Raw genomic sequence first — 20,898 nt, 5'->3', positions numbered from 1 at the left:
GTCTATCGAGGCTCGGAGCTTTGCGGCTCGAGGGGGGGTCCGATACGATCCCGGACGCGGAAGAACCGGATCCGTGGAGGGTGACGTGAGCGTGAAGACGATCGGGGTCCTGTTCGGCATGGAGGACACCTTTCCGTGGGCCCTCTGCCACGAGATCAACGAGCTGGCCCGGCGTCGCGGCCTCGCGGTGAAGGGGGAGCCCGTCCAGATCGGCCACGTCTCGCAGGAGCAGGCGTTTACGTACGACGTGATCCTCGACCGCATCAGCCACGAGGTGCCGTTCTACAGGACGTTCCTCAAGTGCGCGGCCGCGCGCGGCGTGCAGATCGTCAACAGTCCGTTCTGGTGGTCGGCCGACGACAAGTTCTTCGACAACGTCGTCGCGAGGGCCGTTGGGGTCGCCGTGCCCCGGACGGTTCTCCTGCCGCACAAGGAGCACCCGCCGAACACGACCGAGAAGTCGTTCCGGAACATGGGGCTCGTCGACTGGGACGAGGTCTTCCGTTACCTCGGCTTCCCCATCTTCATGAAGCCGGCCTACGGCGGCGGCTGGAAGGACGTCTACAAGGTCCACAGCCGCGAGGAGTTCTTCGAGGCGTACGACAAGACGCACACCCTGACGATGATGGCCCAGGAGGCGATCGAGTTCACCGACTACTACCGCTGCTGGGTCGCGGGCCGGCGGAAGGTGAAGATCATCCCGTACGCCCCGAAGGAGCCCCACGAGTCGCGCTATTCGGCAGTCGCCGGGCAGGTCGTCCCGGATGACATGGCGCTGCGCGTGACGAAGGACGCCCTCGCCCTCTGCGATGCGCTCGGCTACGACATGAACACCGTCGAGTTCGCCGTCCGGGACGGCGTCCCGTACGCCATCGACTTCATGAACTGCGCCCCCGACGCCGACCTCAACTCGGTCGGCGAGGAGACCTTCCGCTGGATCGTGGCCGAAATGGCCGAGTTCCTCGTCGAGCGGGTGCTTCACCCGCAGCCCTGGGAGCCGACGGGGACCTGGCCGAAGGCGCTGGGGCTGATGCCGCGGTAACGGCGGGCGCCCGCTATTCCGGGAGGGGCCCGCCCGCGAGGTAGAGGTCGATGACCTCGAGCGCGTCGTTCCGTGGCTCCTCGTTCGGCCACCGGGCGACGGCCTCTCGGAGCTCCCTGGCCTCCGCTTCGAAGCGTTTCGGCCCGAACGTCTGCGCGGCGAGGAGGGCGCCCCACGACAGCCCCTTCACGTGCGTGATCCGGCCGAGGGAGAGGTCCTTCGCCTCCGCGCGGTAATCGGCCGCGAGACGGACGATCGCCTGGCGCACGAGCGGCTCCCACGCCGGGTCGGGCGCCCCGGCCATCTTCACGAAATTCAGGACGTACTCGCGCTGGAGCGGCTCGGGGTGCTCGAGTCGCGCCGCCATTCTCTCCGTCAGCCCAGGGAGCGCCCGGATGCGCTCGATGGCCTTCCGGTGGTGCGCCTCGCTCTTGTCGATGAAGAGGTGCGTGAGGAACGTCTCGAGCGGGGCGTCGTCGGGGAGCGCCGCGAGCTCGGCGGCCTGGGCCTCGACGCGCCTGGCGTCCTCGGCCCGCATTTCGGCCTGCCGCGCCTCGTCGGCGACGCGCCCTTCTTCGGCCCTCCTGGCGTCCTCCGCGGAATCCTTGACGAAAAGCGCGAACGCTCCGCAGTAGGCGAGTACGGCGAGACCCGCGAGGACCGCACCGGCAGGGCGAAGCCACGCTGTCCCGGAGACGGAACCGGGCTCGGACCAGAGGAGGAACCCGAGGAGGCCGATCACGAGGAGGGGGAGAAGAAAGCCGCCGGCCAGGCCGGCAACCGTCCGCGACGCGTAACGGACCTCGAGCGAGAAGACTGCCGCCCCGACGGAGAGGATGCCGAGTCCGACGACGGTGCCCAGGACGGCGAGCGTCGGGATGCCCGGTGAACGGCTCACCCAGTCGAATCCCCCGCGCGCGACGCAGACGAGGGCTCCGAAGAGGACGAGGAGCCACGCGCCGATGGGGAGGAAGAAGACGACGACGAGCCCCATCGCGTCGGGCCCGCTCGGGGGCCGGAGCGTGAAGAGCTTCGTCGTCAGGGCGAGGGCGAGCGTCAGGAGGACGGCGACGCCGAGGGCGGCCGTGCCGAGGCCGGGGAGCAGCGTTCTCATGATGTGTGGCGGGGATGCTAACCGAGGTCCCGCCCGAGCCGTCAGACGAGCCGCGCCCTGAGGAGCGCCGCGTGTCGCCGGCTCACCTCGACCGGCTCCTCGAGGCCGCGCAGGCGCACCCGGAACCCGGCCTTGAACCAGGGCTCGATCCGCTCCACGTGGTCGACGTTCACGATCGTCGACCGGTGGACCCTCAGGAAGTGGCGGGGCGGGAGGAGCTCCTCCCACTCCTTGAGGCTCCTGCCGACGAGCGTCGTCCGGCCGTCGGCGGTGACCGCCTCGGAGGAGTCGCGCGCGGCCCGGAGGCAGACGATCTGCCGCACCCGGACGACCCGGTAGTGCGTCCCGGCGGGGACGATGAGCGGGTCGTCGAGGTGGAGGGGCCGGCCGGGCGTCGCCGCGGACGGCGTTCCGTCGAGGAGCTTGCGGACGGCGGCGGCGAGCCGTTCGGGCGGGACCGGCTTCATCAGGTAGTCGAGGGCGTTCGCCTCGAAGGCGCGGAGCGCGTACTCGCTGTAGGCGGTCACGAAGACGACGCGGGTCCCGGCGGGGATCTTCTCGACGAGGTCGAAGCCGCTCGCGCCCGGCATCCGGATGTCGAGGAAGACGACGTCGGGAGTGAGCCGGGCGATCTCGGCCTCGGCCTCGGCGACGTCGCCCGCCTCTCCGGCGACCTCGATTTCGGGGTGGACGGCGAGCATCCGGCGGAGCTCGACGCGGGCGAGACGCTCGTCGTCGACGACGAGCGCCGTCAGGCGGGGCTTCACGGTGCCTCCGTGTCGACCTCGAGCCGGGCCACGACGAGGTCCTTCTCTTCGGCAATCGTGAAGGAGTGGCGGCCGGGGAAGTGGTGCGCGAGCCGCTCGCGGACGTTCGCGAGGCCGGTGCCGGTCCCCTCGCACGTCCCGTTCGGCGCGAGCCTCCCGCTGTTCGTCACCTCCACGACGAGGCGGCGCCCCCGGAGGCGCGCCGCGATCCCGATCCGCAGCGGCATCGGGCTCGTCTCCATGCCGTGCTTCACCGCGTTCTCGACGAGCGGGTGGACCAGGAAACCGGGGAGGTGCGCGGCAGACGCCTCGGCGGAGACCTCCCAGCTCACCTCGAGCCGCTCCTCGAAGCGGATCTTCTGTATGGCGAGGTAGCTGCGGATGGCCTCCAGCTCGGCCTCGAGAGGGATCTCGCCCGAGCGGGCGTGGAGGAGCGAATAGCGAAAGAACTCCGACAGCTCGGTCACCATGAGGCGCGCCTTGTCCCGGTCCTCCTCGATGAGCGCACGGATGGAGTTGAGCGCGTTGAAGAGGAAGTGGGGGTTCACCTGGTAGCGGAGCATCTCGAGGCGCGCCTGGCTCGCGAGGGCGTCGGCGCGCAGGGCGCGCTCCGTCTCGGCGTCGAGCCGGGCGCGATAGGTGAAGGCGAGGTAGAGCGCGCTCCAGGCCAGGAGCGTGATGCCGTAGTTCGTGGCGCTCTTGAAAGCGCCGGGCCATAGTGGCTTCTCGGGCCAGAGCACCCGCGCGGCCGCCGCCGACCAGACCAGACCGAGGAGGAAGGAGAAGGTCACGGCGACGAGAACGATCCTCCCGGTCTTCGGTCTCTCGGGGAGGAGCCGCTGGTAGACGGCCCAGAGACCGACGCTCGTGAGGAATCCACCCGCCGCCGCGACCGCCTTGAAGTGGAGGTTCTCGAGGAGGGCGGCAAAGGACGGCTCGGAGAGGTAGACGAGACCCGAGAGCCAGAGGACGAGGAGATACCCGCCCCAGCCTGCGACCTGGGCGATCCAGAAGGGACGGCCGGGGAGCTTCACGGTGTGATTCCGGTCGGGCGCCGCCGACGCGGCGTCAAGGCGCCTTCTTCGAGGTGCCGGTGTAGGTCTTCTGGGCGATCTTCCACTCGCCGTCGATCCTCAGGAGCGAGAGGTAGTCGACGAAGAAGACTTTCGGGTAGTCGAGCTCCACCTTCGCGAGGGCCGCGTCGCCCGCCACGTCGATCGAGACGATCCGGCGTTTGCGCTGCGCCTCGTCGGCGGGCGGCTTTCCGGCGGCCCGCGACACGAAGTCGGGCGCGGTCATCGAGACGAGCTTGCCGTCCCTCACGCCCGTGACCATGGCCGAAGGGTGGAAGGCCTTCCGCCACTCCTCGCCGTCGCCCGTCGCGTGACCGCGCAGGTAGGCCTCGACCGGCGCCCGGACCGCCGCGTCGGCCTCTTCCGGAGGGGCCGCCGTCGCCAGGAGAGGCACGAGGAGAAGGGCGAGGAGAACGATGGCGGCGAGCAGAACGAGCGCTCTCTTCACGACGACCTCCAGGATGGCCAGCAGGGACTTCGCGTCCGCGCGGGTCGTGGGATTCGGTCCGGGTGCGCCGATCATGCGGGAAATCTGATCCGCCGGGGCCGGGGCGTCACGGGGAAGCCGGCGAACGGCGCGGCCGGCCGACGAGCGGTCGATTCCGCCGACGAGCGGAAGGGGCAGAATGCGGCCCTGCGGAGGTGACGCGTGAGGAGACTCGGCGGTGGCCTGGCGGTCCTTCTCGGAGGTGCGCTCGTGGCGGTGTCGGCGGAGAGGCCCGCGGACCTGATCCTGAAGAACGGAAAGGTCGTGACGATGGACGCCGCCCGGCCGGAGGCGACGGCGATCGCCGTTTCCGGGGACCGGATCGTCGCCGTCGGCACCGATGCCGCAATAGAGAGACTCCGAGGCGACGCGACGCGCGTGATCGACCTCGCCGGAAGGACCGCCAGCCCCGGCTTCATCGACGGGCACGCGCACCTCGCCGGGATCGGCGACGCCCGGATCGCCCTCGACCTGAGGGGTGCGAAGAGCTGGGACGAGGTCGTCTCACGCGTCGCCGCGGCCGTGAAGAAGGCCCGCCCCGGCGAGTGGATCCTGGGGCGCGGCTGGCACCAGAAGGAGTGGAGCTCGCCCCCCGAGCCGAACGTCGAGGGGTTTCCGCTCCACGCCAGTCTCAGCGCGGCCTCCCCGTCGAACCCGGTCCTTCTCTCTCACGCCAGCGGGCACGCGGCCTTCGTGAACGCCGCGGCGCTCGTGCGCGGCGGCGTCGGCCGCGACACGAAGCCGCCCGCGGGAGGCGACATCCTGAAGGACGCCTCGGGCGAGCCGACGGGCCTCCTGCGGGAAACCGCGGAGGACCTCGTCGACGCGGCGCTGAAGGCCGACCTCGCGAAAAGGACTCCGGCCGAGGTGACCGCCGACCTCGACCGGCGGATCGACCTCGCCGTCGAGGAGTGCCTCCGCAAGGGGGTCACGACCCTCCACGACGCGGGGGTCTCCTTCGACGTCGTCGAGCGGTATCGGCAGCGGGCCGAGGCGGGGACGCTCGGCATCCGCGTCTACGCGATGCTCTCCGCCTCGAACGAGGAGCTCGAGAAGAGCGCCGCGAAGGCGAGGGTCGTCGGCGCGGGACGGAACCACCTCACGGTGAGGGCCATCAAGCGGCTCGCCGACGGGGCCCTCGGCTCGCGCGGGGCGTGGCTCCTGGCGCCCTACGCCGACGCGCCGGGGAGCACCGGGCTGAACACCTACGCCATGAAGGACCTCGAGCGGACGGCCGAGATCGCCGTGACGAACGGCTTCCAGCTGGGCGTCCACGCGATCGGCGACCGGGCGAACCGGGAGGTCCTCGACGTCTACGAGCGCGTCCTCGCGCGCCACCCGAAGAAGGACCTGCGCTTCCGGATCGAGCACGCGCAGCACCTCGACCCGGCCGACGTTCCCCGCTTCGCCAGGCTCCCGGTCCTCGCGATGATGCAGGGGATCCACTGCCCGTCCGACGCCCCGTTCGTCGCCGCCCGCCTCGGCGAGAAGCGCGCGAGGGAAGGGGCCTACGCCTGGCGCCGGGTCCTCGACGCCGGCGCGCGGATCGGGAACGGGACCGACGCCCCCGTCGAGGACGTCGACCCGATCGCCTCCATCCACGCTTCCGTGACGCGCCAGCCGGCGAAGGGGCCGGCCTTCTTTCCCGAGCAGCGGATGACGCGGCTGGAGGCCCTTCGCTCCTACACCGTCGCGAATGCATACGCCGGATTCGAGGAGGACCTCAAGGGAACGCTGACGCCCGGCAAGCTCGCCGACGTCGTCGTCCTCTCGAAGGACCTCTCGACGATTCCGGACGCGGAGATCCCTTCGACGCGCGTCCTCGCGACGATCGTCGGCGGCAAGGTCGCGTTCGACGGGGGGCTGTAGCAGTCAGGCGGAAGCGAGCGCCGCCCGCGCCTCGCGGAACGCGACGCGGAAGCGGGCCATGTCCTCCTCCGTCCCGACGGTGACCCGCAGGCCGAGCTTCGGGTCGCGGGCGGAGACGCGGATGCCGCGCGCCTCCAGGGCGCGCGCGAGCTCCGGGGCGCCCGAGGCCATCGGGACGAAGACGAAGTTCGTCTCCGACGGCGGCGTCGGGAGCCCCTCCTCGCGCAGGAATGCCGCGAGCGCCTCGCGCCCGGCGACGGTGCGGCGGCGGCACGACTCGAGGAACGCCGTGTCGTCGAGGCTCGCCGACGCGGCCGCGACGGCGACGTTGGAGACGGCGAGCGGCGCGCCCCCCATCCGCACCTTCCGGAGCGCGCCGGCGAGGGCGGGAGTCGTCATCGCAGTGCCGACGCGGAGCCCCGCGAGGCCGTGGAGCTTCGAGAACGTGTACGTCACGACGACGGGGAGCCCCCTCTTCACGAGCGGGAGCATCGAGGCGAACCGCGCGGCGTCGGGGTAGTCGCGGTAGGCCTCGTCGACGACGACGACCGCCTTCGCCGACACCCGCTCGCAGAAGGAGCGCAGCGCGGCGGGATCGACGACGGTACCCGTCGGGTTCGCGGGGTTGCAGACGTAGACGAGGCGCGTCGCCGGCCCGACGCGCGCCTCCATCGCGGCGAGGTCGGTCCGGAACGCGGGGTCGTGCGGAACGCGGACGACCTTTCCGCCGAGGGCCTCCGCGTAGAGCCCGAGGCCGGGGTAGGTCGGGTCGGCGGTGACGACCTCGGCGCCGGCCGAGCCCCAGGCGGCGGCGGCCATGCAGAGGAGGGCGTGGGAGCCTGAGCCGAGGACGACCTGCTCTGGAGCAAGCCCCTCGCGCGCAGCCAGCTTTCTCTCGAACTCCGGGACTCCCTGGACGTAGCGGTTCCCAGAGGAGACGGCGTCCACCGCGGCCCGCCGGGCGGCCTCCGACGGGCCCCACGGGTTCTCGTTCTGGCCGAGGCGCACCAGACCACCGGCGGAGGAGGCCGGAGCGGCCGGGGCGGCGTCGGGAGCCGGTACGGCCAGCGACTGCGCGAGCCCTTCGCGCACCGCGAGAAGCGCGGCGGCCGAGGCTGCGGAGCGGGCGAGGAACCGTCGGCGGTCCAGGGGAGTCGGCATGTGGGCCTCCGTCGGGCGGACGATGCCCCGGAGGACGGCTCCCTGTCACGCACGGAAAGGGGGCCTAAACTCCCGCTTTATTCCCGTTCGAGAGGTGGCCCGATGGCGCGAACCCCGCGCGATCCCGAGACGTCCCTGCTCATCGACCTCCTGGCCGAGGCGTTCGAGAGGAAGTCGTGGCACGGCACGAACCTGCGCGGCTCGTTCCGCGGGATGACGGCGGGCGAGGCGGCGTGGCGCCCCGGGAGAGGGGCGGCCGAACGCCTGGGAGCTGGCCCTTCACGCCGCCTACTGGAAGTACGCGGTGAGGCGGAAGCTGACCGGGGAGAAGCGAGGGTCCTTCGCCCTCGAGGGGAGCAACTGGTTCCGGCGCCCGGAGGGCGAGCCCGACGAGGCCGCGTGGAAGGCCGATCTCGCCCTCCTCGCCGCCGAGCACGGCGCGCTCGTCGCCGCCGTCGCCCGGACGCTCCCGGGCTCTCGGGCTCAGCCCGTGCGAAGGCGCTCCACCTCGTGCGGGGCGTGGCGGCGCACGACCTCTACCACTGCGGGCAGGTGCAGGTCCTGAAGAGGCTCCGTCCGAAGGGATGAGCGCAGGCTTCTTCCCGCCGACGCGGGCCTCGGTCGTCGAGGCGGCGCGAAGCGCGGACGCCGGGGAGCGCCGGCGCGCGCTCGAGACGCTCGTCGCCGCCTACTGGCGACCGGTCTACCGGCACGTGCGCCGGAAGTGGGGGAAGGAGCACGAGGAAGCCGCCGACCTGACGCAGGAGTTCTTCGCCGAGCTCCTCGAGCGCGACCTCCTCGCCCGCTTCGATCCGTCGAAGGCGAAGCTCCGCACGTACCTCCGGGTCTGCGTCGACGGCCTCGTCGCCAACGCGGAGAAGGCGGCGGGGCGGCTGAAGCGGGGGGGCGGGGTGCCTCTCCTGTCCCTCGATTTCGAGGGGGCCCGCGAGGAGCTGGAGCACGCGCTGGCCGCTCCCGGGGAGTCGCCCGAGCGCGAGTTCGAGAAGGAGTGGGCGCGGAGCGTCCTCGAGCTCGGCCTCGCGCGGCTCGAGATCGCCCTCGCCGGGCGGGGCAAGGGGATCGCGGCGCGCCTCTTCGAGATCTACGACCTGGGGGCGGAGGGAGAGCCTCCTCCCCCCTATGCCGCCCTCGCCCAGCGCTTCGGCGTCTCCGTCTCCGACGTCACGAACGGCCTCTCGCTGGCGCGGCGCGAGCTCCGCAAGATCGTCCTCGGCCTCCTGGGCGAGATGACGGGGAGCGACGAGGAGTTCCGGCTCGAGGCGCGGGCCCTCCTCGGGGTGGACGGGCCGTGAGGCCGCTGGCGGGGGTGGACGTCGGGCGCCTCGCCCGGGCGCTTCGAGCCCCAGATCTTTCGGGGACCCGATTCCTCCTCCTCCGGGAGATCGGCCGCGGAGGGATGGGGAGCGTCTGGGAGGCCGAGGACCCCGACCTGGCGCGGAGCGTCGCGGTGAAGGTCCTCGACCTTCCCGACGATTCCGGGGATCTCGCCGCCCGCCTCCGGCTCGAGGCCCGCGTCCTGGCGCGGCTCGAGCACCCCGGGATCGTCCCGGTCCACGACGTCGGGAGCCTCCCCGACGGGCGCCCCTTCTACGCGATGAAGATCGTTCGCGGCGAACGGCTCGACGTGGCCGCGGCGCGCCTCGCGACTCTCCCCGAGAGACTCCGGCTCTTCCTGCGCGTCTGCGAGCCGGTCGCCTTCGCCCACGCGCGCGGCGTCGTCCACCGCGACCTCAAGCCCGAGAACGTCATGGTCGGGCCGTTCGGAGAGGTCCTCGTCCTCGACTGGGGGATCGCGCGCGTGATCTCGGATGCGGGCCTGGAACGCCCCAGCCGCAGAGGGGCGGAGCCGGCAGGCGAGGCGGTGGAGAAGGCCCCTCCCGCGGCGGGGACCGCCGCCGGGTCGGTCCTCGGGACGCCCGGCTTCATGGCCCCGGAGCAGGCCCGGGGTGAAGGCGGGGTCGACCACCGCGCCGACGTCTTCGCCCTCGGCGCGCTGCTCGCCGCACTCGTCGGGGAGGCGGTTCCCACGAGCCGCCGCCTCGCGGCGATCGTCGCCCGGGCGACGGCCGCCCGGCAGGACGAGAGGTACCCCGACGTTCCGTCTCTCGCCGCGGACGTGACCCGCCTCCTGGACGGAGAACCGGTCACGGCCTATCGCGAGAGGTTCTGGGAGAGAGCCGCGCGGTTTGCCGGCCGGCACCGCGTGGCGCTCCTCCTCGTGGCGGCCTACCTCGCGGCGCGGGCCGCGATCCTCCTCGTGACCGGGCGTTAATGAAAACGGCGAGGCCGTTGAACAGGTGGGATGAAGGGAGATCGACGATGAACAAGGTGCTTCTGGGGCTGCTTCTGGGAGGAGGGCTCGGCGTTCTCGACGGGCTCACGGCGTGGTTCACGCCCGAGGTCCGCAAGGACATCCTCGGGATCGTGATGGGGTCGACGTTCAAGGGGCTCGTCGCAGGTCTCCTCATCGGTTTCTTCTCGAAGAAGGTCGCCTCGATTCCGGCGACGATCGTCTTCGGCGTCCTGGTGAGCGGCTTCTTCGCCTACCTCGTGGCCGCGCAGATGGGCAAGTACTACTTCGAGCTGATGCTTCCCGGCGCACTGGTCGGTCTCGTCACCGGATACGTGACGGCGCGGTACGGAAAGGGCGGCCCGGTAGGAAACCCGGAGGGCCGTCTGACGTAGTACGTCGGAACGACACATCGGGAGAACACCGTCCGCGGGGAGAGCCCGTGGCCGGGAAGAGTGCCCCTTCCGGGGCGGAACGAAAGGAGACGACGATGGCTGGAAAGGTGAACCCGATTCCCGAGGGGTATGGCAGCGTCACCCCCTACCTCTGCGTCAAGGGCGCCGCGGCGGCGATCGAGCTCTGGAACAAGGCGCTCGGCGCCGAGGAGCTCTTCCGGATGCCGGGACCGGGCGACATGGTGATGCACGCCGAGGTGAAGATCGGCAGCTCGATCGTGATGGTTTCGGACGAGTTCCCCGACTGGGGCCAGCTCGGCCCGATCTCGAGGGGTGGGACGACCTGCACGATGATGCTCTACGTCGAGGACTGCGACGCGGCGTTCAAGCGGGCCGTCGAAGCCGGCTGCGCGGCGACCCAGGAGCCGAAAGACGAGTTCTGGGGCGATCGCTTCGCCAAGGTCACGGACCCCTTCGGCCACCAGTGGGCGTTCGCCACCCACGTCGAGGACGTCTCCCCCGAGGAGATGCAGAAGCGGATGGCGGAGATGATGAAGGGCTGCTGAGCGATTCGCGGGTCGACCGCGGTGCTTCCCGCAGCCGGCCCATGTTAGCTTAGGGCACTTCCGGTAGAAGGAGACCTGCGTTCATGAAAAAGTCCATGGCCCTTCCGGCCCTCGCGCTCCTCGCGTTCGCCCTCGCGGCTTCCCCCGCCGCAGCTGACGGTTTCGGGATGGATCTCGGCCTTCACGGAGGTGTCGTCGGAACGGACGGGGGCAACGGGAACAGCTTCGTCGGCGGCGCGCAGGCGCGCTTCCACCTCTTCTGGATCATCGGGGCCGAAGCCCGGGCGTCGTACTACAGCGACACCTACGACCTCGGCCAGCTCGGCTCGGTCGACATCGAGAACGTCCCGTTCCAGGTCTCCGGGATGCTCTACCTGATCAAGCTCCCGAAGGTCGGGCTCTACCTCCTCGGCGGGGGCACCTACAGCAGCCTGAAGGTGAACGGGAAAGACGTCGGGATCGGCGAGGTGACGGACTCGAAGTGGTCCGCGCACGCCGGCGCCGGGGTGGACATCAACCTCAGCAAGACCATCTCGCTGAACGGCGACGTCCGTTACGTCTTCCTCAATGCGGACAGCGTCGACGAGGCCTTCGAGAGCGCCGTGGCCGACTACAACGGCGACTTCTGGGCGGGCACGATCGGCCTGAACTTCAAGCTCTTCTGACGGAGGTCACCCGAATGTCGAATCGACGACCACTCGTCCTCCCCACGCTCGCCGCTCTCCTCCTTGCTGCTGCGATCCCGGCCGCAGCCCAGCCGAAAGGCGCCGGCAAGTCCGTCGCGGTCGACGCGAAGACGGCGTACGACAAGGCGAAGGCCGCCGCAGTGAAGTGGCAGGCCGACGCCGAGCTCTTCGGCTTCGGCAATCTCTCCACGGGCCCGGTGGACACGGAAGGACGCTCGACGGCCTGGAACCTGAAGTGGTCGTCGAAGTCCGCCGGGAAGATGAACATGATGAGCGTCAACGACGGCGTCCTGACGACCTTCGAGATGGACGGAACCGGAGGGCGCGGCATCCCCGTGAAGCCGGAGACGCTCTTCGACTCGAAGAAGCTCGTGCAGATGGCCGACGAGGCGGGGGGCGCCGCACACCGCGCGAAGGGGGCGAAGGTGACGCTCGGGATCGTCGCGAGCGCGGTGAAGCCCGGAACGACCCTCTGGCACGTCTCCTACTCCGGCGACGACTACAAGGAGGTCTTCCACGTCGCCGTCGAGGGGGAGACCGGGAAGCTGAAGGTCCTGTCGGACTGACGAAGCGCGCGGCCGTCAATCCCGTCGCGAGGGCATGCCCTCGCGACTGGCGGCCTGCTAGCATCCCGCGTCCATGCCCGCTTCCGGCTTCCTTGCCCTCCTGGACGACATCGCCACCGTCCTCGACGACGTCGCGATCCTGACCAAGGTCGCCGCGAAGAAGGCCTCGGTGGTCGCGGACGACGTCGCCGTCCTCTCGCAGGCCGCCGCGAAGAAGACGGCCGGCGTTCTCGGGGACGACCTCGCGCTCAACGCCGAGCAGGTGACGGGCGTGCGCGCGGACCGCGAGCTGCCGGTCGTCTGGGCCGTCTTCAAGGGCTCGATGGTCAACAAGCTGATCCTCGTGCCGGCCGCGCTCGCCATCAGCGCGGTCGCGCCGTGGGCGGTCACGCCGCTGCTGATGATCGGCGGGCTGTTCCTCTGTTTCGAGGGTTTCGAGAAGGTCGCCCACAAGCTCCTGCACGGGAAGGGCGAGGACGAGGCCCACCACGCCGAGCTGACCGCCGCCCTCCTTCGCCCGGACGTCGACCTCGCGAAGGTCGAGAAGGAGAAGATCAAGGGAGCGGTGAGGACCGACTTCGTCCTCTCGGCCGAGATCGTCGCGATCACGCTCGGCACGGTGGCCGCAGCGCCCTTCGTGACGCGCCTCGGCGTGCTCGCCGGGGTCGCCATCGCGATGACCGTCGGCGTCTACGGCCTCGTCGCCGCCATCGTGAAGCTCGACGACCTCGGTATCCACCTGAGCCGGAGCGAGGGCACGTCGGCGAACGCGCGGCTGCGCAGGGCCTTGGGCGGCGGGATCCTCAAGGCCGCGCCCGTCCTGATGCGGGTCCTGTCGATCGCCGGCACCGCAGCGATGTTCCTCGTCGGCGGCGGAATCCTCGTCCACGGCATCCCGCCCCTCCACCACTTCGCCGAAGGGCTCGCGGCCGGCGGCGGCCTGGTGGCTGCGCTGGGCCCGGCCCTCGTCGGGGCCCTCGTCGGGGTCGTCGCCGGAGGCCTGGCGGTCGGCGTCGTGAAGGCGGGAGCCCGCCTGTTCCGCAGGAAGACCTGACGCACCAAAGGCCCCGGCGTGGGATAGCCTGCCCCCGTCGCCATGAGCCTTACCGCAGGAAGACCCTCTCCCCTGCGCGTCGCCGTCGTCGGCTCCGGCCCGGCCGGCTTCTATGCCGCCGAGGCGCTGCTGCGAGGCACGGAGGTGGCCGTCGAGGTCGACGTCTTCGATCGCCTTCCGACGCCCTACGGCCTCGTGCGGGGGGGCGTGGCCCCCGACCACCCGAAGATCAAGAGCGTCGCCCGGGTCCTGGAGCGGACGGCGGAACGGCCGGCCTTCCGTTTCCTCGGGAACGTGAGGCTCGGTCGCGATCTCAAGGTCGAGGACCTGCGCGACCACTACCACCAGATCGTCTACGCGACGGGAAACGAGGCCGACCGGCGGCTCGGAATTCCCGGCGAGGGCGTTCCCGGCTCGACGCCGGCGACCGTTTTCGTCGGCTGGTACAACGGGCACCCCGACTACCGCCTGGCGCGGATCCGCCTGGATGCCGGGCGGGCCGCGATCATCGGCAACGGCAACGTCGCCGTCGACGCGGCGCGGATCCTCCTCCTGACCCGAGGAGCTGGCGTCGACGGACATGCCCGTCACCGTGCGGGAGGCGCTCGCGGCGAGCCGCGTACGCGAGATCTGGCTGCTCGGGCGGCGGGGGCCCGCACAGGCCGCCTTCACGCCGCAAGAGCTCGGCGAGCTGGCGGAGCTGGCCGACACGGACCTCTGCGTCGATCCGGCCGAGCTCGTCCTCGACCCCGCCAGCGAGGCGGAGGTCGCCGGCTCGCCGCAGCGGCAGAAGAACCTCGCCATCCTTCGGGACGCCGCCGTCCGCGGGCCGACGGGCAAGGCGCGCATCCTGCACCTGCGGTTCTGCGTCTCCCCCTCGGCCTTCGTGGCCGACGCCTCCGGCCGCCTCTCCGGGCTGACGCTCGAACGCAACCGTCTCGAGGCGGGCCCGGACGGCACGGTCGTCGCCCGGCCGACCGGCGAGACCGAATCCCTCGAGGCGGGGCTCGCCCTCACTGCGGTCGGCTTCGCCGCCGACCAGATCCCCGGCGTTCCCTTCGACGATGCCGCGCGGACCGTCTCGAACCGGGATGGGCGGGTCTTCGACCCTTCGACGGGCCGGATCGTCCCGAACGAGTACGTCGTCGGCTGGGCGCGAACCGGCGCGAAGGGCCTCATCGGCTCGCACCGGACGGGATCGGCGGAGGTGGTCGCCCGGATGTTCGACGACTGGCGAGCCGGGACGGCCGCCCCGCGCGACCTGCCGCCGCGCGAGGAGATGAACGCGCGACTCTCCGGGCGCGGGGTGCCGGTCGTCGCCTTCTCGGACTGGAAGCGTCTCGACGAGGTGGAGGTCGCGCGCGGCGCCCTTCGCGGGGCCCCGCGCGACAAGATCGCCGACATCCAGTCGATGCTCGACCTGCTCGGCGACGGCGCGTCGCGGTAGCATCCGCGCTCGGTGTCCCGCGACGGCGGGCGGCCACTCGCGCCGCCCACCTCCGCGGCCCATCGAGCCCGTACCTCCATGAGCCAGCAACGTACCGCCGTCATCGTGGGTGCCGGGCCCGCCGGGCTCACTGCGGCGTACGAGCTCGCGACGCGTTCCGACGTCCGGCCCGTCGTCCTCGAGAGGAGCGGGCTCGTCGGCGGCATCGCCCGGACCGTCACCCACAACGGCAACCGGATCGACCTCGGGGGCCACCGCTTCTTCTCCAAGTCCGACCGGGTGATGGACTGGTGGCTCTCGATCCTGCCGCTCGAGCGAGGTGGAGCCGGAGCGGCGATCGCCTACCAGGGAGCGGCACGGTCGATCGGGGAGGAGCACGGTCGAACGGCGACGGACGACGCCGATCTCGTCATGCTCCTCCGTGAGAGGCGCTCCCGGATCTACCACGGCCGGCGCTTTTTCGACTACCCGATCCGCCTGAGCCTCTCGACCTTCCGCAACCTCGGCCTCGTCCGGTCCGTCCGGATCGGCGCCAGCTACCTCCGGGCCGTCGTGCGGCCCGTCGCGCCCGAGAGAAACCTCGAGGACTTCCTCGTCAACCGTTTCGGGCGCGAGCTCTACCGGACTTTCTTTCGCGACTACACCGAGAAGGTCTGGGGGGTCCCGTGCGGGAGCATCAGCGCCGAGTGGGGAGCACAGAGGATCAGGGGCCTCTCGGTCGCGAAGGCGGTGCGCCACCGTCTGCAGGTCCTGGTGCGCGGCGCAGCCGGCGACCTCTCGCAGAAGGCGGTCGAGACCTCGCTCATCGAGAGGTTCCTCTACCCCAGGCTCGGCCCGGGGCAGCTGTGGGAGGAGGTCGCGCGGCGGGTCGAGGCGCGGGGCGGCGAGGTCCGGCTCGGCTGCCGGGTCGACGGGCTGACCCGCGAAGGCGAGCGGCTCTCGTCGGTCTCGTACACCGACGGAGAGGGGCGCCGCCACACGGTCCCCGCCGGCGTCGTCCTCTCGACGATGCCGCTACGGCACCTCGTCCGGGCGCTCGACCCGCCGGCGCCTCCCGAAGCAGCGGAGGTCGCCGCCGGCCTCGTCTACCGGGACTTCATTACCGTGGGGCTCCTCGTCGACCGGCTCGAGGTCGAAGAGGAGGGGGGCGGCCTGATCCAGGACAACTGGATCTACATCCAGGAGCCGGACGTCCTCGTCGGCCGGATGCAGGTCTTCAACAACTGGAGGCCCGGCATGGTCGCCGACCGAGCAAGGCCTGGATCGGGCTGGAGTACTTCTGCAACGCCGGGGACGAGGCCTGGCGTCTCGACGACGCGGCAATGATCGCGCTCGCGGTGTCCGAGATGGAGCGGATCGGCATCGTCGACCCCCTGAAGGTGAGGGACGGCGTCGTCATCCGGATGCCGAAGGCCTACCCGACGTACCTCGGCAGCTACGACCGCCTTCCGCGCCTGCGCGCGTTCCTCGACGGCATTCCGAACCTCTGGGTCCTGGGCCGGAACGGTATGCATCGCTACAACAACCAGGACCACTCGATGCTCACGGCGATGACCGCCGTCGACGACCTCCTCGCGGGCCGGACGGACAAGGCGAGAGTCTGGGACATCAACACCGAGAGCGACCACCACGAGGAGCGGGCGGCCGAGGAGGGCTGAGGCGCTCCCCGGCCCCTCGCCGCAGATCCCGGGTTTCGGCCGAACGGGCTACCATTGCCGCCGTGACGGAGGGTGTTCTGCCGGACCCGCGCGTGAGTGCCGCCGCCGTCAGCGTCGTCATCCCCGCCCATCATGCTGACGAGGGCTTCCGCGCCTGCCTCGCCTCCGTGGCCTCCTGCCGGCCTCCGGCGGGCGAGGTGATCGTCGTGGTCGACGGCGAGGCGCCCGGATGCACGGCTCTCGCCGCCGCAGCGGGAGCGAGGGTGCTCGTCACGAACGGCGGCGAAGGGCCCGCGGTCGCGCGGAACCGGGGCGCCCGGGAGGCGGCCGGCGCGGTCGTGCTCTTCCTCGACGCCGATGTCGTCGCGCCGTCAGACCTGATGGACCGTGTGGCCGCGGCTTTCGACCAGGATCCGCGGCTCGACGGCCATCTTCGGTTCCTACGACGCCGCTCCCGCGGCCCCGGCGTCGTCTCGGTCTTCCGGAACCTGCTCCACCACCACGTCCACCAGACGAGTCAGCCGGAGGCGTCGTCGTTCTGGTCGGGCTGCGGCGCCCTCAGGACGAGCGTGCTCGGCGCGAGCGGAGGCTTCGACGAGCGCTATGCCCGACCCTCGGTCGAGGACATCGAGCTCGGCTCCCGGCTCGTCCGGGCCGGCCGGCGCATCCGCCTCGACCGGTCCCTCCAGGTGAAGCACCTCAAGCGCTGGAGCCTCTGGGGCATGGTCGTGACGGACGTGCGCGACCGCGCCCTCCCGTGGACGGAGCTGATCCTGGCCGAGCGCCGTCTTCCCCGCGACCTGAACCTGCGGCCCGGCCACCGGGTCAGTACCGCCGCCGCCCTGACGCTCGTCGCCGGGCTCGTCGCCATCCCCTTCTGGCCGCTTCTCGGTCTTCTCCTGGCCGCCCCCGCTCTCGTGGCGCTTCTCGCGGCGAACGTCCCGTTCTACCGGCGCCTCGTCACGCTCCGCGGGCCGGCCTTCCTCGTCGCCGCGATTCCCCTGCACGGGCTCCACTACCTCTGCGGCGCGCTGGGGTTCGGCGCCGGGCTCGCCCGGCACGCGCTTTCCGCGGGGCGCCCGTTCCCGTCACGGGAGGCCGACCACGTCGCCGCGAGCGCGGGGCCGGAGCCCTTCCCCGGCGCGCGTATCGAGACGGCCGAGCTCGCGCCCGCCCGAATCGCCGGTGAGCCGTGAGAGGTCGTAGACGCGTGTCCGGTACCCTTGAGGTCCCCGGAGGCGAAGACGAGGGGCAGCCGGGCGGCGTTCGCCTCGGGTAGGGGCCCACCCAGCCGGCATCCGCTCGTAGTCGGAGAGGACGAGGAAGGGCGCGCGCCTGCTCAGCACCAGCGCCTCGAACTCCTGGCCGTGCCGGGCACGTCGGCGGCCGGGCGCTCGGCGTAGAAGTTCACCTGGGGCCAGGACGTCGTCACGATGACGGCTCCCGTGTCCGCCCGCTCGCCGACCCAGAGCCCGGCGTCCTTCACCGAGAGGTACGACGTCCCTCCGCGTGGAGCCACGCGTCCGCCGTCGCGAGCTGCTGCGTGGCGGCGACGGCGAGGACGGCGGCGACGCACGCGCGCGCGACCGCAACGCTCTGTACGCGCACCCAGGCCTCGATCCTGGCTACGGCAGCGCCGAGCACGAGGAAGAGCCCGGGAGGCAGAGGACCCCGAGACGGTGGTGGAACTCTCGAAGAAACCCGGCACGGCGAGCGGCACGAGAACGAGCCCCGCCAGGAGGACTCCCCGGCGGAGCCGCGCGCGCCGATCGCGGATCGCGCCCCTTGCGAGGGACAGCAGCGCGCCGCCGAGCGAACGCGAGGGCGCGAGGAGAAGCGCAAGAGGAAGCTGCCGAGGTAAGACGGGACGTAGTCGAGGTATCGCGCGAAGACGCCGAGCTGCGCGGTCCCGATCGAGCCGAGGCGCTGACCTGGTACGACCGGAGAGCTCGAACGGCGCCCCCACCTTCGCGCGGAGAAGGCGGCGTACGACGCGGAGCCCAGAGCCCGAGGGCGATCGAGGCGAGGACCTCCCCTCTGCCTCAGCCGCCTCCACGTCCCCGCGACGACGAAGTGGGGCGCGAGGGCGGAGACGTCGCGGCGGCGCGGAAGTGCGCGAGTAGGCGAAAGCGACGGCCGGCCCGAGGAGTGGCAGCCAGGCCGTCCGGCCCGCACGGCGGCCTCGGCATGAACGACGATCGACAGCACCCAGAAGAAGAGGGCCGGCGTCTCCGTGAGCACCCGCTGCGAAGAAGAGCGACTCCCAGGAGACCGCCATCAGGCCCGAGACGAGGCCGGCACGCCTTCCGGGCGAGGAGGCTCCCGCCCTGAACATCAGCCATACCGTGCCGACCGAGAAGACGACGTTCGCGGTAGAGAGCCCGGCCTCGTCGAGGCCGGCGCCGTAGGAGAGCGCGCCGATCCACGGGAGGAGTGGCGCGCGGTGCCTTCGGAGGAGGGGCCCTCATGGAGCCCTGAAGCGATCCTCCCCTGGCCTCAGCGGTAGATCGTGGAATCCACCACTCGACCTGGGTGACCCTGAGGAGGCGGAGGCGCAGCGGCGCGGCGAACGCGATAAGCCCGGCCAGGGACCAGCGTGCCGCGATCGTAAAGGGGCCGGGGTCGGGGTCGGGGGCGGGGGCGCCCGGCATCATCCTCCGCGATGGCTCCGAGCCTTCGCGCCGAAGCCCTTCGCGGCCAGGAACGCCCGACGGTTTCGACGTTGACCGCTCCGTCCTCCGGAGCTCCACGACGGACGTCGGGCGGCGCAGGAGCGCCCATGGGGCGCGTGCGGGAGAGCCCCAGGCGGCCAGCCTCAGGAGATCCAGGACCGACGTCCTGCGAGGAACTCGACGCCCTGGTAGAGCCCACCCCGACGATCATCCCTTCGACGAGCGGCTTCCACCCCGTCCACTTCCCAACAGCGCGGATCGTGCAGCTCCCCCCGAGGCTTCGCCGCCCGATGAAGAGAACCGCGGCGCGGACGCTTCCGGTGGCCAGGCAGTCCCCCAAGGCGGCAGGGAGACGAGGTGCTTGGCTCGAACTCCATCCTCCGGATGAAGGTGACGTCTCTGCCGGGAGAGGAGGCGGCTGGGTGCCGAGGATGCCGATCCGGAGCGGAAGGTGGACGCGGCGCCCTTCGGTCGACGAACGGGCTGTCTTCCGAGATGAGTCGAAATGGAGCCCTGAGCTTCAGGGAGCCGAGCGTGAGCGTCGTCTTCCCCGCCGCCGGAGGCATCAGGAAGAGCGCCGCATCCCTCCGGCCTCGGAGGCCGAAGGCGTGGACGCGGTGGAGCCCGTCGCGTTCGGAGCGTTTCGGAGACGCGGGAGAGGGATCGCCAGGTAGATGATCTCGTGGAGGAGGTCGAGGTCGTCGCACGACACGTCGAGCGATCGGAGCCTGCGGTCGTAGAGGCGAGCGCCCGGCCGAAGCGGAACGATGCAGTCAGGTCCCGCCGGAGTAGCGATGTTCCGGGGTAGACGGTCGCCGTGAGCGGCGGGAGCGCGCCGTAGTCGGGACGCCTGCGGCCGCCCGATCGACAGGTGCCCTGCCCGCGTGCGGTGCCTCGCGGTGAAGAGAGCAGCGTCGTACACCGCGAGGAGTCGCGCGACTTCCTCGTCTCCCGTCCCCACGGTCGACCGTCGCGCCGTAGAAGGAGCCGATCGTCTTCACCGGTCCTCGCCGCTCACGTCCGGGTCTCCATGTCTTTCTGCGGGGCGCATGCTGCGCGCGGGAGCTGCAGTAGCGCCTCTCTCGGCTGCCTCCCGAGGGCGTCGAGGGTCAGGGAAGATCGAGGCCGGCAGCAGGATCAGCCCGTGCCGCAGGCTGCCCAGGACGCCGGACGTGGCTTGAAGGGGATGCTGGCGACCCAGTGGTGGAAGGCGAGCGCGGCTGTCTCCCCGGCGGAAGTCCTGGCCCGGCGCTCGTCCGCGAGCGAGCGCCCGAGGTAACGTCAGGTGGCGATTGCCGCCGCTGCGCCCGCCGCGGGCCAGAGTCTGGCGGCCGCCGCGGGAGTAATGAGGAGGAGGAGCCAGAAGGAAAGAGATGGAAGTCGGTGACGAAGATGCAGGCGGGTAAGGAACCGTTTATGTTTCGTACGCGGGGCTGATCTGGTGGTCGTCCGTCCGTACCCGGCAGAGGTGGAACCCCGAGGCCGGTCTTCCGGTACGCGCAGCTGAAAACCCCATCCCCAGAGCTGGGGGACGAATCCGCAACGAAAGCGCCGCGCCCTTGTGGCCTCACGACGGCGCCGTGCTCCTCAGGGCGACCCAGTCACTGCGCGCGAGGCGCAGCAGCGTTCTCCACGTCCTCGGATCTAATCGCCGGGAGGTCGGAGCCGCCGAGGTCGCGGGCACAGGCGGCGGAGAGCCAGGTTGCTGTTCGAGAAGTGGAAGAAGCCCATCCGGTAGCGGCGCACGCGGCCGCCCCCTGTAGTCCGGCTGGAGGTCGTGCTCGGCAGCTCTAATGATCATCGTCCTGGCCCCAGGTGGTGTTGCGGTGGAAGGTCGCATAGTAGGTGTCGATGGCTGAAGGCGTCAAAAGTTTCGTGGCAGACCCATCCTCGACCATGCCGATGCTGCCGGCGCGGAGGAACCTGCGCCCACCGCTCTGGAGCCACCCTGGCTCCAGGACGCAGCCGTCGTCGGTGAAGGCGATGACCTCGTGTCGTGCGCGCTCGAGCGACCTGGCTGCGCGCCGACG

Annotated in this window: 18 protein-coding genes and 2 pseudogenes; 13 read left to right on the top strand and 7 right to left on the bottom strand. The window is 71.2% G+C overall.

Going from position 1 to position 20,898, the window contains the following annotated elements; genetic code table 11:
- Nucleotides 1-85: 85 nt before the first annotated feature.
- Complete coding sequence (locus IPN03_18225; GenBank protein ID MBK9375599.1) at nucleotides 86-1,042, top strand: hypothetical protein; 957 nt, start codon at nucleotides 86-88, stop codon at nucleotides 1,040-1,042.
- A gap of 13 nt (nucleotides 1,043-1,055) precedes the next feature.
- On the opposite strand, the gene IPN03_18220 is transcribed toward IPN03_18225, so the two are convergent.
- From IPN03_18220 to IPN03_18205, 4 genes are read right to left on the bottom strand one after another with little or no spacing between them, the layout of a single operon-like run.
- The gene (locus tag IPN03_18220; GenBank protein ID MBK9375598.1) at nucleotides 1,056-2,156 is read right to left on the bottom strand and encodes a hypothetical protein; all 1,101 of its coding nucleotides are present in this window, start codon (nucleotides 2,154-2,156) and stop codon (nucleotides 1,056-1,058) included.
- 41 nt (nucleotides 2,157-2,197) lie between these two features.
- A complete protein-coding gene (locus tag IPN03_18215) occupies nucleotides 2,198-2,923 on the bottom strand; it encodes a response regulator transcription factor (protein MBK9375597.1) in 726 nt (241 codons plus the stop codon).
- The gene (locus tag IPN03_18210) at nucleotides 2,920-3,957 is read right to left on the bottom strand and encodes a histidine kinase (GenBank protein MBK9375596.1); all 1,038 of its coding nucleotides are present in this window, start codon (nucleotides 3,955-3,957) and stop codon (nucleotides 2,920-2,922) included. Before IPN03_18210 ends, IPN03_18215 begins: the two co-directional genes overlap by 4 nt.
- 34 nt (nucleotides 3,958-3,991) lie before the next feature.
- Complete coding sequence (locus IPN03_18205; GenBank protein ID MBK9375595.1) at nucleotides 3,992-4,519, bottom strand: nuclear transport factor 2 family protein; 528 nt, start codon at nucleotides 4,517-4,519, stop codon at nucleotides 3,992-3,994.
- Nucleotides 4,520-4,753: 234 nt separating this feature from the next.
- Between IPN03_18205 and IPN03_18200 the strand changes: the two genes are divergently transcribed.
- The gene (locus IPN03_18200; GenBank protein ID MBK9375594.1) at nucleotides 4,754-6,352 is read left to right on the top strand and encodes an amidohydrolase; all 1,599 of its coding nucleotides are present in this window, start codon (nucleotides 4,754-4,756) and stop codon (nucleotides 6,350-6,352) included.
- Between the two features lie 3 nt (nucleotides 6,353-6,355).
- Here IPN03_18200 and IPN03_18195 read toward each other — a convergent pair whose 3' ends face one another.
- Nucleotides 6,356-7,513: a histidinol-phosphate aminotransferase family protein gene (locus tag IPN03_18195; protein ID MBK9375593.1), complete on the bottom strand. Its 1,158-nt coding sequence runs from the start codon at nucleotides 7,511-7,513 to the stop codon at nucleotides 6,356-6,358.
- Nucleotides 7,514-7,817: 304 nt separating this feature from the next.
- Here IPN03_18195 and IPN03_18190 point away from each other — a divergent pair, with 304 nt between their 5' ends.
- The 11 genes and pseudogenes from IPN03_18190 (at nucleotide 7,818) to IPN03_18140 (ending at nucleotide 17,392) form a co-directional block, all read left to right on the top strand.
- A complete protein-coding gene (locus tag IPN03_18190) occupies nucleotides 7,818-8,078 on the top strand; it encodes a hypothetical protein (GenBank protein MBK9375592.1) in 261 nt (86 codons plus the stop codon).
- Nucleotides 8,079-8,097: 19 nt separating this feature from the next.
- Nucleotides 8,098-8,826 carry a sigma-70 family RNA polymerase sigma factor gene (locus tag IPN03_18185; GenBank protein MBK9375591.1) on the top strand — a complete coding sequence of 243 codons (729 nt, stop codon included), beginning with the start codon at nucleotides 8,098-8,100 and terminating at the stop codon, nucleotides 8,824-8,826.
- A complete protein-coding gene (locus tag IPN03_18180) occupies nucleotides 8,823-9,806 on the top strand; it encodes a serine/threonine protein kinase (protein ID MBK9375590.1) in 984 nt (327 codons plus the stop codon). Before IPN03_18185 ends, IPN03_18180 begins: the two co-directional genes overlap by 4 nt.
- Nucleotides 9,807-9,853: 47 nt before the next feature.
- Complete coding sequence (locus IPN03_18175; GenBank protein ID MBK9375589.1) at nucleotides 9,854-10,219, top strand: hypothetical protein; 366 nt, start codon at nucleotides 9,854-9,856, stop codon at nucleotides 10,217-10,219.
- 95 nt (nucleotides 10,220-10,314) lie between these two features.
- Nucleotides 10,315-10,785 carry a VOC family protein gene (locus IPN03_18170; protein ID MBK9375588.1) on the top strand — a complete coding sequence of 157 codons (471 nt, stop codon included), beginning with the start codon at nucleotides 10,315-10,317 and terminating at the stop codon, nucleotides 10,783-10,785.
- Between the two features lie 83 nt (nucleotides 10,786-10,868).
- Complete coding sequence (locus IPN03_18165) at nucleotides 10,869-11,450, top strand: outer membrane beta-barrel protein (GenBank protein ID MBK9375587.1); 582 nt, start codon at nucleotides 10,869-10,871, stop codon at nucleotides 11,448-11,450.
- Between the two features lie 14 nt (nucleotides 11,451-11,464).
- Nucleotides 11,465-12,037 carry a hypothetical protein gene (locus IPN03_18160; protein ID MBK9375586.1) on the top strand — a complete coding sequence of 191 codons (573 nt, stop codon included), beginning with the start codon at nucleotides 11,465-11,467 and terminating at the stop codon, nucleotides 12,035-12,037.
- A 73-nt stretch (nucleotides 12,038-12,110) separates the two neighbouring features.
- On the top strand, nucleotides 12,111-13,091 hold the full coding sequence (locus IPN03_18155) for a DUF808 domain-containing protein (protein MBK9375585.1): 981 nt from the start codon (nucleotides 12,111-12,113) through the stop codon (nucleotides 13,089-13,091).
- A 72-nt stretch (nucleotides 13,092-13,163) separates the two neighbouring features.
- Nucleotides 13,164-14,538, top strand: a pseudogene (locus tag IPN03_18150) (FAD-dependent oxidoreductase).
- Nucleotides 14,539-14,616: 78 nt separating this feature from the next.
- Nucleotides 14,617-16,196, top strand: a pseudogene (locus tag IPN03_18145) (NAD(P)/FAD-dependent oxidoreductase).
- Nucleotides 16,197-16,258: 62 nt separating this feature from the next.
- Complete coding sequence (locus IPN03_18140; protein ID MBK9375584.1) at nucleotides 16,259-17,392, top strand: glycosyltransferase family 2 protein; 1,134 nt, start codon at nucleotides 16,259-16,261, stop codon at nucleotides 17,390-17,392.
- A gap of 143 nt (nucleotides 17,393-17,535) precedes the next feature.
- Here IPN03_18140 and IPN03_18135 read toward each other — a convergent pair whose 3' ends face one another.
- On the bottom strand, nucleotides 17,536-17,715 hold the full coding sequence (locus IPN03_18135; protein MBK9375583.1) for a hypothetical protein: 180 nt from the start codon (nucleotides 17,713-17,715) through the stop codon (nucleotides 17,536-17,538).
- 1,718 nt (nucleotides 17,716-19,433) lie between these two features.
- Nucleotides 19,434-19,580 carry a hypothetical protein gene (locus tag IPN03_18130; protein ID MBK9375582.1) on the bottom strand — a complete coding sequence of 49 codons (147 nt, stop codon included), beginning with the start codon at nucleotides 19,578-19,580 and terminating at the stop codon, nucleotides 19,434-19,436.
- Nucleotides 19,581-20,898 lie beyond the last annotated feature (1,318 nt).

The organism is Holophagales bacterium, assembly GCA_016719485.1.
In the GTDB taxonomy this organism is placed as follows: domain Bacteria; phylum Acidobacteriota; class Thermoanaerobaculia; order UBA5066; family UBA5066; genus UBA5066.
The sequence above is the reverse complement of the archived record's forward strand: the minus strand, read 5'-3'. Positions and strand labels throughout refer to the sequence as shown.